17 protein-coding genes are annotated in these 15,745 nt (G+C 34.3%); 15 read left to right on the top strand and 2 right to left on the bottom strand.

The genetic code is table 11. The features are described from left to right. Positions 1–283: 283 nt before the first annotated feature. The 3 genes from groES to Q0L29_RS13360 all read left to right on the top strand — a co-directional run bounded on the left by groES (position 284) and on the right by Q0L29_RS13360 (position 2,736). The gene (gene groES, locus Q0L29_RS13350; protein ID WP_296622433.1) at positions 284–562 is read left to right on the top strand and encodes a co-chaperone GroES; all 279 of its coding nucleotides are present in this window, start codon (positions 284–286) and stop codon (positions 560–562) included. 33 nt (positions 563–595) lie between these two features. Further along, positions 596–2,242, top strand: a complete 1,647-nt coding sequence (groL, locus tag Q0L29_RS13355) for a chaperonin GroEL (RefSeq protein ID WP_296622434.1) — start codon at positions 596–598, stop codon at positions 2,240–2,242. Between the two features lie 104 nt (positions 2,243–2,346). Next, entirely contained in the window at positions 2,347–2,736 is a 390-nt protein-coding gene (locus Q0L29_RS13360) for a TerB family tellurite resistance protein (RefSeq protein ID WP_296622435.1), read from the top strand. A gap of 3 nt (positions 2,737–2,739) precedes the next feature. On the opposite strand, the gene Q0L29_RS13365 is transcribed toward Q0L29_RS13360, so the two are convergent. After that, entirely contained in the window at positions 2,740–3,369 is a 630-nt protein-coding gene (locus Q0L29_RS13365; protein ID WP_296622437.1) for a hemolysin III family protein, read from the bottom strand. A gap of 260 nt (positions 3,370–3,629) precedes the next feature. Between Q0L29_RS13365 and Q0L29_RS13370 the strand changes: the two genes are divergently transcribed. The 12 genes from Q0L29_RS13370 (at position 3,630) to Q0L29_RS13425 (ending at position 14,125) form a co-directional block, all read left to right on the top strand. Continuing rightward, the gene (locus tag Q0L29_RS13370; RefSeq protein WP_296622439.1) at positions 3,630–3,866 is read left to right on the top strand and encodes a cold-shock protein; all 237 of its coding nucleotides are present in this window, start codon (positions 3,630–3,632) and stop codon (positions 3,864–3,866) included. Between the two features lie 285 nt (positions 3,867–4,151). Then, on the top strand, positions 4,152–4,310 hold the full coding sequence (locus Q0L29_RS13375; protein ID WP_296622441.1) for a DUF2116 family Zn-ribbon domain-containing protein: 159 nt from the start codon (positions 4,152–4,154) through the stop codon (positions 4,308–4,310). Between the two features lie 10 nt (positions 4,311–4,320). Continuing rightward, positions 4,321–5,139 (top strand): PhzF family phenazine biosynthesis protein, encoded by an 819-nt coding sequence (locus Q0L29_RS13380; RefSeq protein ID WP_296622443.1) that lies wholly within the window; start codon positions 4,321–4,323, stop codon positions 5,137–5,139. A 43-nt stretch (positions 5,140–5,182) separates the two neighbouring features. Continuing rightward, positions 5,183–6,589 (top strand): S41 family peptidase, encoded by a 1,407-nt coding sequence (locus Q0L29_RS13385; protein ID WP_296622445.1) that lies wholly within the window; start codon positions 5,183–5,185, stop codon positions 6,587–6,589. A 156-nt stretch (positions 6,590–6,745) separates the two neighbouring features. Next, positions 6,746–7,411, top strand: a complete 666-nt coding sequence (locus Q0L29_RS13390; RefSeq protein WP_296622446.1) for an ABC transporter ATP-binding protein — start codon at positions 6,746–6,748, stop codon at positions 7,409–7,411. 176 nt (positions 7,412–7,587) lie between these two features. Then, positions 7,588–8,565: a PorP/SprF family type IX secretion system membrane protein gene (locus Q0L29_RS13395; protein WP_296622448.1), complete on the top strand. Its 978-nt coding sequence runs from the start codon at positions 7,588–7,590 to the stop codon at positions 8,563–8,565. A 181-nt stretch (positions 8,566–8,746) separates the two neighbouring features. Further along, the gene (locus tag Q0L29_RS13400; RefSeq protein WP_296622459.1) at positions 8,747–9,949 is read left to right on the top strand and encodes an acetyl-CoA C-acyltransferase; all 1,203 of its coding nucleotides are present in this window, start codon (positions 8,747–8,749) and stop codon (positions 9,947–9,949) included. Positions 9,950–10,084: 135 nt separating this feature from the next. Then, positions 10,085–10,330, top strand: coding sequence for a hypothetical protein (locus tag Q0L29_RS13405; RefSeq protein ID WP_296622450.1), 246 nt, complete (start codon positions 10,085–10,087; stop codon positions 10,328–10,330). A 60-nt stretch (positions 10,331–10,390) separates the two neighbouring features. Continuing rightward, positions 10,391–11,185: a thymidylate synthase gene (locus Q0L29_RS13410; RefSeq protein ID WP_296622451.1), complete on the top strand. Its 795-nt coding sequence runs from the start codon at positions 10,391–10,393 to the stop codon at positions 11,183–11,185. Positions 11,186–11,196: 11 nt separating this feature from the next. After that, positions 11,197–12,282, top strand: coding sequence for an acyloxyacyl hydrolase (locus tag Q0L29_RS13415; RefSeq protein ID WP_296622453.1), 1,086 nt, complete (start codon positions 11,197–11,199; stop codon positions 12,280–12,282). Continuing rightward, positions 12,270–13,019 (top strand): DUF2807 domain-containing protein, encoded by a 750-nt coding sequence (locus Q0L29_RS13420; RefSeq protein ID WP_296622454.1) that lies wholly within the window; start codon positions 12,270–12,272, stop codon positions 13,017–13,019. Before Q0L29_RS13415 ends, Q0L29_RS13420 begins: the two co-directional genes overlap by 13 nt. Before the next feature lie 8 nt (positions 13,020–13,027). Continuing rightward, the gene (locus Q0L29_RS13425) at positions 13,028–14,125 is read left to right on the top strand and encodes an alanine racemase (protein ID WP_296622456.1); all 1,098 of its coding nucleotides are present in this window, start codon (positions 13,028–13,030) and stop codon (positions 14,123–14,125) included. Between the two features lie 40 nt (positions 14,126–14,165). Here Q0L29_RS13425 and Q0L29_RS13430 read toward each other — a convergent pair whose 3' ends face one another. Continuing rightward, positions 14,166–15,467 carry an amidohydrolase gene (locus Q0L29_RS13430; RefSeq protein ID WP_296622458.1) on the bottom strand — a complete coding sequence of 434 codons (1,302 nt, stop codon included), beginning with the start codon at positions 15,465–15,467 and terminating at the stop codon, positions 14,166–14,168. Positions 15,468–15,745: the final 278 nt, after the last annotated feature.

Below are 15,745 nucleotides of genomic sequence, written 5' to 3' on the forward strand. Positions count from 1 at the left end.
AAATCCAAAATACCTTGAGTAATCCAATCATCATCCAATTTTTTCATACCACTTAATTTTTAGGTTAATTAATGCTTTATGAGGCGTAAAAAAACGCCATCTGCAATAACAATAACTCACTAATATAAAAAGAAACTGACAAAAATGCATAGGTAATTTGTATCAGAATATTACATGTCATATTTCTAGTTGAAAATCTGCTATTTTGACACGTATTATGATGTGGCATATAAAATGCTATTCACTCACTATAAATTGAGTTTTAAAAACTAATCATAACAAAATGTCAAACGTAAACATTAAACCACTTGCAGATAGGGTTCTGGTAGAACCAGCTGCAGCAGAAGAAAAAACAGCTTCAGGCATCATTATTCCTGATACCGCTAAAGAAAAACCACAAAGAGGTAGTGTTATAGCTGTTGGAAATGGCAAGCCTGATGAGCCAATTACTGTAAAGGTGGGTGATTCAGTTTTATATGGTAAATATGCCGGAACTGAAATCACTGTAGAGGGTAAAGAATACCTGATCATGCGAGAATCAGATATCTTCGCTATAGTTTAATTCAAATCTTAAAACTTTTAAAACATAATTATTATGGCAAAAAATATTTCATTCGACTTAAAAGCCAGAGATGGTTTAAGAAAAGGAGTTGATAAACTAGCTAATGCAGTAAAAGTAACATTGGGCCCAAAAGGTAGAAATGTTATTATCGACAAAAAATTTGGTGCTCCATCTGTAACAAAAGATGGTGTAACTGTAGCCAAAGAGATTGAATTGAAAGATCCTATTGAAAACATGGGCGCTCAATTGGTAAAAGAAGTAGCTTCTAAAACTGCTGATGAAGCAGGTGATGGTACTACTACTGCTACTGTATTAGCTCAGGCTATCTATAGACACGGAATTAAAAACGTAACTGCTGGTGCTAACCCAATGGATTTAAAAAGAGGAATTGACAAAGCTGTTAAAGCTGTTGTTGAAAACCTTAGAAAACAATCTAAAAACATATCAAACAGTAACGAAATTGAGCAAGTAGGTACTATTTCTGCCAATAACGATAGAGAAATTGGTAAAATGATTTCCGAAGCCATGGATAAAGTGGGTAAAGATGGCGTTATAACTGTTGAAGAAGCTAGAGGTACTGAAACTGAAGTAAAAACTGTAGAAGGAATGCAGTTTGACAGAGGTTACCAATCCCCGTACTTCGTTACCAATACGGAAAAGATGGAGGCTGAATTAGAGAATCCTTACATCTTAATTTACGATAAGAAAATTTCCAGCATGAAAGAATTGCTACCAATACTGGAAGCAGTTTCTCAAACTGGTAAGCCTTTATTAATTATTTCTGAAGAAGTAGAAGGTGAAGCTTTAGCTACTTTAGTGGTAAACAAAATTAGGGGTTCATTAAAAATTGCTGCTGTTAAAGCTCCAGGCTTTGGTGATAGAAGAAAAGCTATGTTAGAGGATATTGCCGTATTAACCGGTGGTACTTTAATCTCTGAAGAAAGAGGTTATAAACTAGATGGCGCTACACTTGACTACTTAGGTACAGCAGATAAAATCACAATTGATAAAGATAATACTACTATTGTTAATGGTGCAGGTAAAAAAGCCGACATTGAAGCAAGAGTAGGTCAAATCAAATCTCAGATAGAAAATACTACTTCTGACTACGATAAAGAAAAGCTACAAGAAAGATTAGCTAAATTATCTGGTGGTGTTGCTATCCTTTATATAGGAGCAGCTACTGAAGTTGAAATGAAAGAGAAGAAAGACAGAGTTGATGATGCATTGCACGCAACCAGAGCTGCTGTACAAGAAGGTATAGTTGCAGGTGGTGGTATTGCTTTGTTAAGGGCTATCTCTGTATTGGATAAGGTAGAAACTGAAAACCTTGATCAGAAAACTGGTGTGAATATTATCAGATTAGCACTAGAAGCTCCTTTAAGAACTATTGTTGAAAATGCAGGTGGTGAAGCTTCTGTAATCATTAACAAAGTTTTAGAAGGCAAGGATGATTATGGCTACAATGCACGTGAAGACAAGTTTGAAAACATGTTTGCAGCTGGTGTAATTGATCCAACTAAAGTGACTCGCTTAGCCCTAGAAAATGCGGCTTCTATCTCAGGATTGCTACTAACTACTGAATGTGTAGTGGCAGATGAAGAGGAAGAAGACAATGGTGGCGGAATGCAAGGTGGTGGAATGCCAGGTGGCATGGGCGGAATGGGCGGAATGATGTAATCCCCCATTTTTAAAGAAGAAAATAAAGGCTTTGTCGATTGACAAAGCCTTTTTTGTTTTTTTATTTTAAAAAAGTATAGCTTTACACTAAACATAACTAAGAAATGGACAAGCATCATATTTTTAAGAATTACGAAAGCTTTATTTTATTTCTACTGATTCATGTAGGAAGTTCAGACTATAGCCTTAAAGGCTCTGAAATTGAAGTTATTCTCTCAAAAATGGAAGATTATTTTCCTGATATTGAAGACATGGACGAACTTAGATCTAAGTTCGTTACTTTAAAAGATGAATATGAAGAGCTATCTGATTCTGATATCAACCATATCATCTATCATAATTATCTGCATTATAAAAATGACAGAATCAATGCTAATAGAATCATGAATGATTTACAGGAAGTAATTATGGCAGATGGCTTTATTCATGATATGGAAACCAAAACTATTGATGCAATTAAGAAATTATTGAATATCAGAGAAACTGATCTCTAAATCTTACAATAAATACATTACGGCTATAAAATGCGTTATAGTTCCTATCAACACAAACACATGCCAAATAGCATGAGCATATCGCATTTTATGGTTAGTATAAAAGATAGTCCCCAGAGTATAACTCACCCCTCCTCCTATTAATAATAAAAGCACAGTCGTTGACAGTTCTTCATACAATGGTTTGGCAATAAAAATCGCTATCCAACCCATTCCTAAATAAAGAAACAGAGATAACTTCGGGAATCGATGTGTGAAAAATATTTTAAAAACAGTTCCTAAAACAGCAATCCCCCAGACTATTCCAAACATCAACCACCCCATTGTTCCTCCTATTCCCAAAATTAAAAAGGGGGTATATGTCCCGGCAATTAAAAAATAAATACTAATATGATCGAAAATTCTTAAAATTGCTTTTGTTTTTTGGTGCTGAATGGCATGATAAATAGTAGAAAAGGTATACATCAACAAAAAGGCTCCACCAAAAAAGCTGCTGCTAATAATATGGAATACACTTCCCTCTAAAACAGAGAATGTAATCAGTAGCGAAATGGCTACTACACTAAACAAAATTCCAAAGCCATGCGTAATACTATTGGCTAATTCTTCCTCTATTGTTTGGGGTCTTTTCAAATTTTATAGGATTTTTGTGGAACCAAAAGTAAAACTTATCGCTTAGTATTACAAGAATATAAGTTATCAGATCTTTTCAAAAATAGTTATTTTGAAAGCTTTTTGGTAGCTTTGTTGTCTTTCAAAGCAAGTTTAACCATTTGCATCTATCTTTTTCAGATACCTTCCCATGGTTATTCTCCTTTGAATCCCTCTCAAAAGGGATTTTTTTAAATTCAAGTAAAATACTTGTCTTACACTACTAATTAAAACCCTACTTTATGGCAAGATCGCAAAATAGCTTTATCAAGAAACAAAAAGAGAAAAAGCGCATGAAGAAAAAAGAAGAGAAACAAGAAAAAAAGGAAATGCGCAAAGAACAATCAAAAGGCGGAGCTCTTGATGACATGATTGCTTATGTTGATGATTACGGAAATATCCTAGATAGCCCACCAGAAGAGCCCAAAAAAGATAAGAAAAAGGAAAAGGAAGAAGATTCTGAAAACAAAGAAAAATAATAGTTTAAAAAATTACTACCCCGTAAAAAACCAAAAGGCGAGCTTAAACTCGCCTTTGGGGTGATAATGAAAGTATTTCGTCATTAATCCTACCTCATGATAACGTTTGGGAGCTTTTCTCCCGACTCGTTAATATGAATATAGCAATTCAAATTGATATTTACAAGCGTATTCAAAATATTTTTCTGCAATATTTTTCGTAATATTTTTTGAGAATCAATCTAGGATGCATTAAATAGCATTCCGTTAGATTCCGTTTCATAAACAATGAATCAAAAAGTAATTATGAAAAAAGAATGTCCTTCTTGCGCAATGATGATTGAAAAAGACACACAATTTTGTCCTATTTGTAAATATGAATTCCCAAGAAGCAGTTATCAAAAACAATTGAAATGGGTCGCCATTATACTGGCCGTACTTTTCTTATTGGTAATCCTACTTTAAAATATATCTTATGAAAACAGAATTTCCATTTGCAATCATTAATGTATTTTCAAAATCAGCTATAAATGCTTTGGGAAATCCATCAGCCGTTATTCTTTTAGATAATAAATTATCAGACGACAAGTTACAATCAATTGCTACCGAGTTAAATCAACCTGCAACAACCTTTCTTTGGGAAACTGATAAAGAAAATGAATTTCTAATCCGATGGTTTGCTCCTGACGCTGAAATTGGTTTATGCGGACATGGGGCAATGGCAGCTTCTGTCTTTTTATCTGATCAATTTCCTGAATTAGCTTCTGATAATGGATTTAAACTCTTGAAAAATAATATTACTATTGAAGCGGGGCTTAATTCAGAAAATAAGCATTTTATTGTATTAGATAATATTCGGAGAAGTAATCAGCAAACCCCACCAGAGGGATTAGAAAGAGCTTTAGGTCAGAAGATTTTGGAATATTACCCAACTGAAAACAAACATATTGTATTACTTGAAAATGAACAGAGCATGGCTAAAATGAAACCTGACTTTGAGGCACTGAGAAAAATAGATGTTTTTGGCTATTCTGTGACTGCTCCTTCCTCACAAAAAGATGATTTTGTGTGCAGAACTCTTGTCCCACATGTACAGCAGCTGGAAGATCATGCAACTGGCTCAACACAGGCCGTACTAGTCGATTTTTGGTCCGAAAAATTATCAAAACAAGAATTAGAGTCAAGACAGCTTAGTCCAAGAGGAGGTTATTTCAATGCGATACATCATTCGAAAAATTTCAAATTAATAGCCAATTCTTATTACTCAATTAAAGGAACTTTTTTCTTAAATTAGAGATTGAATTGATTAAAAAAACACCTTACATAACAAGATTAAAATGAAAAACTCACTATCCTATTTTTTACTAATAAGTATTTTAATATTTTCTTCTTGTAGAAATGAAGAACCCGAACCTGAAACCTTTGAAAATGGTACAAATGAATATGTGAACAATTGGATTTATGATAATTTAAATCTCTATTATTATTGGAATCAGGATTTACCTGAAAAAAACATAAATGAAGAAAATCCTGATGATTTTTTCTACAGCTTATTATCTAACCAAGACCGTTTTTCATGGATTCAGCCCAATTTTCAAGAATTGCTTAATTCTTTACAAGGCATTACATTAGAATCAGGATACGAATTTATCCTCTACAAAAAAGATGAAAATTCAAATACACTATTAGGTCAAATTTCTTACGTAAAAAAGGACTCACCAGCTAAAGATGCAGGACTTAAAAGAGGAGATTTATTTACTAAAATAAATGGAAGTGCGCTATCAATTGATAATTACAGAGATCTACTCAAAAATATAAGTCAAAATCATACTTTAACAATAGAGAGATACAATTTCCAAAATGAAGCCTTTGAGGAAATCGGTGACTTTGAGTTAAGTGCCATTCAATTTGCTGAAAATCCAAATCACCTTGACACAGTTTATACTAGAAATGGTAAAAAAATAGGATATTATGTTTACAATTTATTTGCAGTAGGAACCGATGCAGATAGTGCAGCTTATGCAATTGAAATGGATCAGATTTTTGAAAGCTTTAAATCAGCAGGTATTGATCATCTGATAATGGATCTAAGATATAATAGTGGAGGGGCTGAAAGAGCCACTATTAACCTTGCTAGTTTGATAGGTGCTAATATTACTGATCAGGATATATTCGTGAAAAGAGATTATAATGAAGGATTGAAACAAGCTATTGTAAATGAATATGGTGAAGAGTCTCTGAATAGAAAGTTTGTGAATAAGGCGGAAAATATTGGTAACACGCTACAAAGCCCTCAACTGACTGTATTAACGTCATCAAGAACCGCATCAGCATCTGAGCTTTTAATTAATGGCCTAAATCCATTTATAGACACCTATATTATTGGGGATACAACTGTGGGTAAAAATGTTGGTTCTACTAGCTTTTATGAAGAAGACAATCCAGATAACAATTGGGGCATGCAGCCTATTATCACAAAATCTTTTAACAGTCTTAATCAGTCAGATTATGATTTAGGATTCTATCCTGACATTCCTTTAAAAGATAATTCATTGGTTAAATTAGAATTAGGCGATGTTAACGAAAAACTTTTAAGAGAGGCCCTTATTTATTTAGCAGGCTCAGATGAAGTTAGTAGAAGTATAAGTTACAAAGATATTCCTTCAAAAGACATTTTGGGTAGTATGGAATTGAAAAGGAGATTTGGTATTTACGATATAGAATTAAATACCACTCTGGAATAAAAAGTGTCTAATTCTTAAATAAAATACACCTATTTTTTTTTTAAGAGGAATTGCTAATTATGGTTTAAGGCATAGTATTTTGAGGATTTCAAAAACACTTTGCAAAATATTCCTGTGTCTTATTCCTAGTTACTAGTTTCTCTTTATCTTTGAGCCATGAGCATATTAAGCGCTAAAAATATCCAAAAGCATTATGGAGACCTAAAAGTATTAGATGGTATTGATTTTCAGCTGGATGCAGCAAAAATCACTGCTATTGTAGGGCCTAGTGGCGCTGGAAAAAGTACGCTTTTACATATATTAGGCACATTAGATCAAGCCGATAGCGGTGAACTATTTTTTAAAGATAAAGATATTAGCCATTTAAAAGGCAGTAGATTATCCAATTTCAGAAACAGTGCTATTGGTTTTATCTTTCAGTTTCATAACCTTTTACCCGAATTTACTGCCGAAGAGAATATTTTAATCCCTGCTTATATTTCCAAAAAAGACGAAAATTCATCTTTGGAAAGGGCTCAAGAACTAATGAAAATTTTAGGAATTGAGCAAAGGTCTCACCACAAACCTGGTCAGCTCAGCGGAGGTGAACAACAAAGAGTAGCTGTTGCCAGAGCATTAATGAATAATCCCGACATTGTTTTTGCAGATGAACCTAGTGGAAATTTAGATTCTAAAAATGCCGAAGAACTCCATTCCTTATTTCTGAAATTAAGAGATGAATTAGGACAAGCATTCGTGATAGTAACCCACAATAAGGAACTAGCTTCAATTTCAGATGAACGGCATGAGATGAAAGATGGGAAGCTAAGTCGATTGGATTAAGTTAGAAGATAGAAGTCAGGAGCTCGAAGTTTGTCGATTGGCAATTGTATAGGTTCTAGATTCTAACCTCTAGCTTCTCCTAAGTATTTCCCTTAGTTAAAATTTCCGTTTTCTGCTGATTTATAGGATGATAAAGACTCCCATATTTGTAATGTCATTCATCAAGATAAATCATCATGAAACAATTATTCATCATTCCAGCGATTCTAGCCCTTCTACTAGGGCACCGTATGGACTTAAAAGCGCAAGACGTTTATTTTTCTCAGTTCTATTCTAATCCTATATATTTAAATAGCGCTTTGGCTGGCTCGGAAGGAAATCCAAGATTAACATTAGCCCACAGACAACAGTGGAGCAACCTTAGTGCATATAATGCTTCTTACTTTTCATTTGATACTCCTTTAGGTAAACAATCAGGATTAGCAATTCATGCTTTGAATGATCAACAAATGGATGGAGTGATTAATAATAACGCTATCGGAACTACGTTATCTCACAGAATACAGTTAAATAATAGAGCCCTAATTGGTGGAGGCATTTCATTAAACTATTTCCAAAAATCATTTGATTGGAGCACTTTGACTTTCGAAGATCAAATGAGAGCAGGAAGTGGTAATCGCTATCCAACTGCAGAAAGATTTGGTCAATCAAGAACTAATATGGTAGATGTTGGAGTAGGATTTATTTATGCCGCTGAAAACTTAATAGCAGGATTAAACATATCACATATCAATACTCCTAAAGAAAGATTTAATCCTGAATCACACGCTATTTTACCCAGAAGATACACAGCTCATATAGCGTATAAAATTCAGAAGTATTCATATAGTAAACAAGCTTATTCTATCACTCCATCAATTGTATATGAAAACCAAGCGAATATGGATTATTTAAACATTGGTGGATATTGGAACAATAGTTTCCTGACCTTAGGCACTTGGTATAGAGTAAAACAGGCCATGGTATTTACGGTTGGGTTTTCATTTCAACAATTTAATATGGGTTACAGCTATGATCATAGTTTACAAAATGCCCAAATAAATTATGGCGCAACAAATGAATTCACTTTATCATACAGATTTGAATGGAAAGGAAAAGATCCAAGTAAAAATTACAAAGGGAAATGTCCTGACATATATAAAAGCTTACGATAATATTAAAAATATTTGAGGAGTGATGACCTCAAATGATGGATGATGATGAATAGGGCGGATTGCGCAAGTAATCTGCCCTTTCTGTTTATTATTCATCCAAAAAATAAAACATAAACAAGATTAACATTTTCAGCTTGAATTTAAAAAGCTTAATTTCGCTTTTGAAAAATTTATGGGAATGATTAAAACAGCATACATAGTAGATATAGCAAGAACTCCGGTAGGAAAATTTGGAGGAACCTTAAGCAGTGTCAGACCTGACGATTTAGCTGCTCATATCATTAAAAGTTTATTGGAAAGACAGCCTAACTTTGATAAATCATTACTGGAAGATGTAATTTTTGGTGCTGCCAATCAAGCCGGTGAAGATAATAGGAATGTAGCGAGAATGGCTGGATTAATGGCAGGGTTACCTACACAAGTTGGAGGTGTAACGGTAAATAGATTATGTGCTTCTGGTTTGCAATCTATTATGGATGCAAGTCGTGCGACTATGCTGGGTGATGGAGAAGCTTTTATTGCCGGTGGTGTAGAAAGCATGACACGTGCCCCATTTGTAATGGCCAAAGCCGAAACTGCTTACTCAAGAAAGCCTGAGGTTTATGATACCACTATTGGATGGAGGTTTATCAATCCAAAATTAGCTGAAATGCACCACCCTTTTGCTATGGGAGAAACTGCAGAAAACGTAGCAGAAAAATGGAAAATCAGTAGAGAAGCTCAAGATGAATTTGCGCATAATTCACAATTAAAATATGATACTGCGCATAAAGCAGGGAAATTTAGTAATGAATTAATTTCGGTATCAATTCCGCAAAGGAAATCAGAAGATATTGTGTTTGGAAAAGATGAACACCCTAGACTTTCTTCTATAGAAAAATTAGGTTCTCTTCAGCCAGCTTTTAAAAAGAATGGCTCAGTTACAGCAGGTAATGCCAGTGGAGTAAATGACGGATCAGCCGCCAGCTTAATAGTGAATGAAGAAACTCTAAAGAAATTTAATTTAAAGCCAATGGCAAGGGTTGTAAGTATGGCCATCGCGGGTGTAAGTCCTGATACCATGGGGATAGGTCCTGTGCCTGCTACTCAAAAAGCTTTAAAAAGAGCCGGATTAAAAATTTCAGATATAGATTTAATCGAATTAAACGAAGCCTTTGCTTCACAATCGATTGCATGCATTCATGATTTAGATCTAAATCCTGAAATTATTAATGTAAATGGTGGTTCTATTGCCATAGGTCATCCATTAGGGGCCAGCGGAACAAGAATTTCAGCTACTTTATTGCATGAAATGCAAAAAAGAGACCATGTAAAATATGGATTGGCCACCATGTGTGTAGGAGTTGGACAAGGCGCAGCAATTATTTACGAAAAATTAAATTAAGCCTAATAGGCAATTACAAAAGAAAAAATTATCCCAATAGCTATGGGGATTGATATTCAGTAGCAAATGATCAATATTTGTGTTACTTATTTTTAGAATATATACAAAAGTTTTTAGAATATATACAAAAGCAAAATGGATTTAGAAAAAGCGAAACGATTTTCAGCATTTATTTACTACATACCCGCAATAATAATAATTATGGGCAGACTGCCTATTCCAGAGATTGCATTTATTGCATTACCTATCCCTTATTACGCTGTATTTTATTACTTATATACTAAAACTGAAAAATCGGAGCGAAATAAAATAGAATTTGCACGCTTAGTTTTAGTGACAGTTGCTCATATCGTGTTATATTTTATGATGTTTCATCGATAGTATTTTTCTATTTATTAACTTTAAATAAAATTTCCTTTAACACAATAAATTCAAAGCAAAATGAAGCAGTATCATGAATTAATGCAGCATATTTTGGACAATGGCGTTCAAAAAGGAGACCGAACCGGAACCGGAACCATAAGTGTTTTCGGCTATCAAATGCGATTTGATTTATCCGAAGGATTTCCTGTGGTGACTACTAAAAAGCTTCATTTAAGAACTATTATTCATGAACTACTTTGGTTTCTGAAAGGAGAAACCAATATAAAATATTTAAAGGAAAATGGAGTTTCGATTTGGGACGAATGGGCTGATGAAAACGGTGAACTTGGCCCTGTTTATGGGTCACAATGGAGAAACTGGCCCACACCTAATGGTCAACATATTGACCAGATTAGCCAGATAATCGAGCAAATAAAAAACACACCAAATTCAAGAAGAATAATGGTAAGCGCCTGGAATGTTTCAGAGGTTCCAAATATGGCTTTGCCCCCATGCCATGCTCTATTTCAGTTTTATGTGGCAGATGGGAAATTAAGTTGCCAGCTTTACCAGCGCTCTGCAGATGTATTTTTAGGCGTACCTTTTAATATTGCTTCTTATGCTTTGTTGACCATGATGGTAGCTCAAGTATGTGATTTAGAACCCGGTGATTTTATCCATACTTTAGGTGATGCGCACTTATACTCCAATCATTTGGAACAAACAGAATTACAACTATCAAGAGAGCATTACCCACTTCCAAAAATGAAGATCAACCCAAATGTAAAAAACATCTTTGATTTTAAATTTGATGACTTGGAATTAGTGGATTATCAATACCACCCTCACATAAAGGCGCCTGTTGCGGTTTAAACAATAATATTTTGAAAAAATTAAGCCTTGCTATTTTATTTTTATTGGTTAGCCTTCCCTTAGATGCCCAGCAATACGATTGGTATTTAAATGGACAGGTCATTAAAGGCTTTATATTAAAGCATAATGAGCATGTAGGGCATTTAGCTAATTCTAATCCTTCGGGTATAGAGTTAAGTTTACAGCAAAAACTTAATGGAAAAAGAGAATGGGAAAACATATACAAAAAGCCATTAGTCAGTTATGGTCTATCGTATTATAATCTACAAAACCCTAAATTAGGGCATTTAGTGGTTGCCTCTGCTGCAATGGATCTTCCCATTAAAAGAACTGAAAATACTGCCTTGTATTTCAGAATTGGAACGGGCCTGGTTTATAGCACAAATCCCTATGATAGGGAAACCAATAACCAGAATAATATGGTCACCAGTACCATCACTTATCTGTTGCAAACTCGCTTTACATATGAAATCAAATTGAATGAGCAGATTAGCTTAACACCCAATTTAAATATAACTCATTCCAGCAATGGCGCACAAAGAGCCCCTAATAGAGGTATAAATATTATAACCGCCAATTTGGGGATGTCCTATAAAATCAAAAGTCAGGAAGATAAAGAATTCAGAGACATTACACCTTTAGATAAAACTCCTTATCAAGTTTATTTAATGGTTAGTGGGGGAAGAAATACTCGAACCTTGCAAGTTAGAGAACCTCTTCCATTTTTTAATTTATTATTATACGGACAAAAATACGTTAACCCCAAAAGTGATTGGGGAGTTGGAATCGAATATTTTCACAGTTATTCATTAAAAGAACAGATTGCGACCAATTGGTTTAGAATTTATGATGAAGAAGAAATAGCCGATTTCAAAAGGTTGGGATTATTAATTGGACACGAACTGAAATTTGGGAAACTAGGATTTATCACTCAAATGGGCGTATATGTTTACAATCCTAGCAAATCCAATATGCCGGTATATCAGCGTTTCGGATTGCGTTATCAATTTCATAATAATATAATAGCACAAGTTGCATTAAAAACACATGCCGCCACAGCTGAACAAGCAGAAATAGGTATTGGATGGAGATTTTAAGAAGATATAGAACATATTTATTTTTAGTCCTTTTAGGAATTTCAATTCAATCTTGTGATTCAGAAGAAGCATATGATTGCTTCAAAAAATCAGGTGAAGAAACTACTATTATAATTGATGATATTCCAGATTTCGCAGAAATATTAATTCATGACGATATAGAATTGGAAATAGTAGAGACTGATCGTGAGTATTTTGAATTAACTTATGGGAAAAATTTAATTCCTAAAATTGTAATGGAACATGAAAATGATTCCCTTAGCTTTTTTAATCAAAATTTCTGTGGTTGGACAAGAGATTTTGAAAAACCACAATTAAAATGGTTTACCAATAAAAGTAAAATTAATGTCCTTTGCCTAAGCAATGGAAAAGTCACTTCTGCAGATACGATTAGAAATGATTTTGTCATCCGAATTCAGAGTGCTACAAATGAAGTTGATTTAAAAATCAACAATAATAACACTACCCTTTTAAGTAATTCTTCATCGCTTTTTAACGTAGCTGGAAAATGCAATAACTTAAGAGTTCGAGCATATTTTAATGATGGCAAATATGATTGCAGTAATTTAATAGCCAACAGAGCAAATGTATTGCAGAGAGGTTACAATGACATTATAGTAAATGTAAAGGATAGCTTGATTGGAAGCATAGAAAATGCAGGAAGAATCCTTTACAAAGGAGATCCAGGCCTAAAGGTGAATGTAAGCAATGGAGGAGAATTAATTCATTTAGACTAAGAGTAATTATGAATATCACAAAACCTACCCTATTACTTGATGAAAAAAAGTGCAGGCTGAACATTGAAAAAATGCTAAATCGTGCCAAGAAATTCAATTGTAATTTACGTCCTCATTTTAAAACACATCAATCTCATAAAGTAGGTGAATGGTTTAAAGAATATGGCATTAATTCTTGTGCAGTTTCCTCACTTCAAATGGCTAAATATTTTGCTCAAGCTGGATGGAACGATATTACAGTGGCATTTCCTCTAAATATTTTAGAACATGAAACTGTAAACCAATTAGCTGAAAAAATAAGCTTAAATATTTGTATGGAATCAGTTGAAACAGCCAAAAATCTAAATGAGTGGTTAAAATTTCCTATCGGTATTTTTATTAAAACAGATGCAGGATACCATAGAACAGGGATAAGAGCAGAAGATTTTACAGGCATTGAAGCTATTGTCAATGAACTAAATAAAAATCCTTTAATCACTTTTAAAGGATTTTTACAACATGCCGGGCATACCTATCAAGCTAAAGGCAAAAAAGAAATTGATAAAATTCATGCTTATACTTCTGAAAAGATGATTAAGCTAAAAAATTATTTTAAAAAGAAATATTCTGAAATCATCATTTCAAATGGAGACACTCCTACCTGCAGTGTCTGTGAAGATTTTGACCATATTGATGAAATGCGTCCCGGTAATTTTGTCTTTTTTGATGTTATGCAAGCTGAAATTGGTTCTTGTAATTATGAAGATATAGCCGTAGCCATGCCTTGTCCCGTGGTAGCAAAACATGCTGACAGAAACGAGGTAATCGTATATGGTGGGGCTGTTCACTTTTCAAAAGACAGAATCGAAAAAGACGGTAATATCATTTATGGATTAATAGCTGAGCAAAAGGATAATGCATGGGGCAATCCTATTCCAGACTGGTATGTTAAAAAACTATCTCAGGAACACGGTACTATTCATGTTCCTGATGAAGCCTTCGACCAAATTAAGATTGGAGATTTGTTATATATCCTTCCAATTCACTCTTGTCTTACTGCCAATCTGATTAGTAAATATTATACGCTAGATGGCAAAGAGATTGAGATGTTTCGGTACCGAAGTTAGAAGTCGGAAGCTCGAAGTTGGAATTTACTGTACTATGTATTTATTTCTCTGCTTCCATATAATCTAAAGTCAAATTAATAAAAGCTTTTACACCCGTGAGCATCCCACTTTCGTCTATGTAGAAATCAGGAGTATGGTGTCCTCCCAGAGCTCGACCTTCCGGTTCTAGTTCGGGTCTTCCACCTATGAAGAAATATAAACCAGGGATTTGATTTTGGAAATAAGAGAAATCCTCAGCACCAGTTACAGCCTTCATCAGATGTAGTTTATCCTCTCCTACTGTTTTTTGAAAAGAAGACACCATTTTATTGGTTAAATCAATGTCATTGTAAGTCAATGGTGCATTTTCTACTATTTCTACTTCAACAGTTGCTCCAGCTATTTCAGCAATATTTTCAGCTGTCAACCTTATCTTTTCGTGAATCATTTCCCTCATGCCTTCATCCAAAGTTCTGATTGTTCCTTCCAACATGGCTGTTTCAGGAATTATATTAAAACGATTCCCAGCTTTCATGATTCCGACTGTTACAACTGCTGCTTCTTTAGTTAATTCTGCATTTCTGGATACAATGTATTGCAAACTATTAATGATTTGAGCAGAGACCGCTATAGGATCAACACTAGCCCATGGTGTAGAGCCATGCGCTTGTTTGCCCTTAATATTGATAGTAAATCGATCAGAAGCCGCCATAATACCTTCTTGCTTATATTTGATATGGCCGACAGTTGTTCCGGCATTGATGTGCAGACCAAAAATTGCTTCCACATCCGGGTTTTTAAGTACGCCTTCTTCTACCATCATTTTAGCTCCTCCTCTTTCTCCTGCAGGCACTCCTTCTTCAGCAGGCTGAAATATAAATTTGATGGTTCCTGGAATGTCTTCTTTCATTTCACTGAAAACCTCAGCAACTCCCATCATAATAGCAATATGCGTATCATGACCACAAGCATGCATTACACCGGTTTCCTGACCATTATATTCGGTTACCACTTCCGATTTAAAAGATAAATCATTTCGCTCTGTTACTGGTAAGGCATCAATATCTGCTCTCAATCCCACGACTGGTCCTGGTTTTCCACCTTTTAATACAGCTACCACTCCTGTATGGGCAACTCCGGTTTCTACTTCTAGACCTAAATCTTTTAAGTGTTCAGCAATTTTCTCCCCCGTTTTATATTCTCGGTTAGATAATTCCGGGTTTTCATGAAAATGCCTTCTCCATTCAATTACCTTTTCTTCAATGTCTTCGGCTTTCTCTAAAGCAATTTTGTGTAAATCCTGCGTATAAGAAATGGCAGGAATAATAACTAGGGCAAATAGAATTGGATATAACTTTTTCATAGGATTTAGATTTTAATCAAACTTAAATATATTGAAATAATTTAAAGAATTAGAGAAAATTGAAGGTAACTGATCTTTGGTTTGATATTGGAAACTCCTCAAACTGAGTCTGCTTAATTTCTGTGCTGGTGCGAGCTCAATGTCGTTAAGTTAAGCTTTTTATAATATCCGCTCTTTTTTTAATTTTTTGTCTTAATTGAATGATTTTGATTTCTTTTTTAGTCCTGAAAGGACGTTGTATTATAACACAGGGTGAAGCCCTGTGTATACAACTGACA

This window comes from Marivirga sp. (assembly GCF_024636815.1).
Lineage (GTDB): Bacteria > Bacteroidota > Bacteroidia > Cytophagales > Cyclobacteriaceae > Marivirga.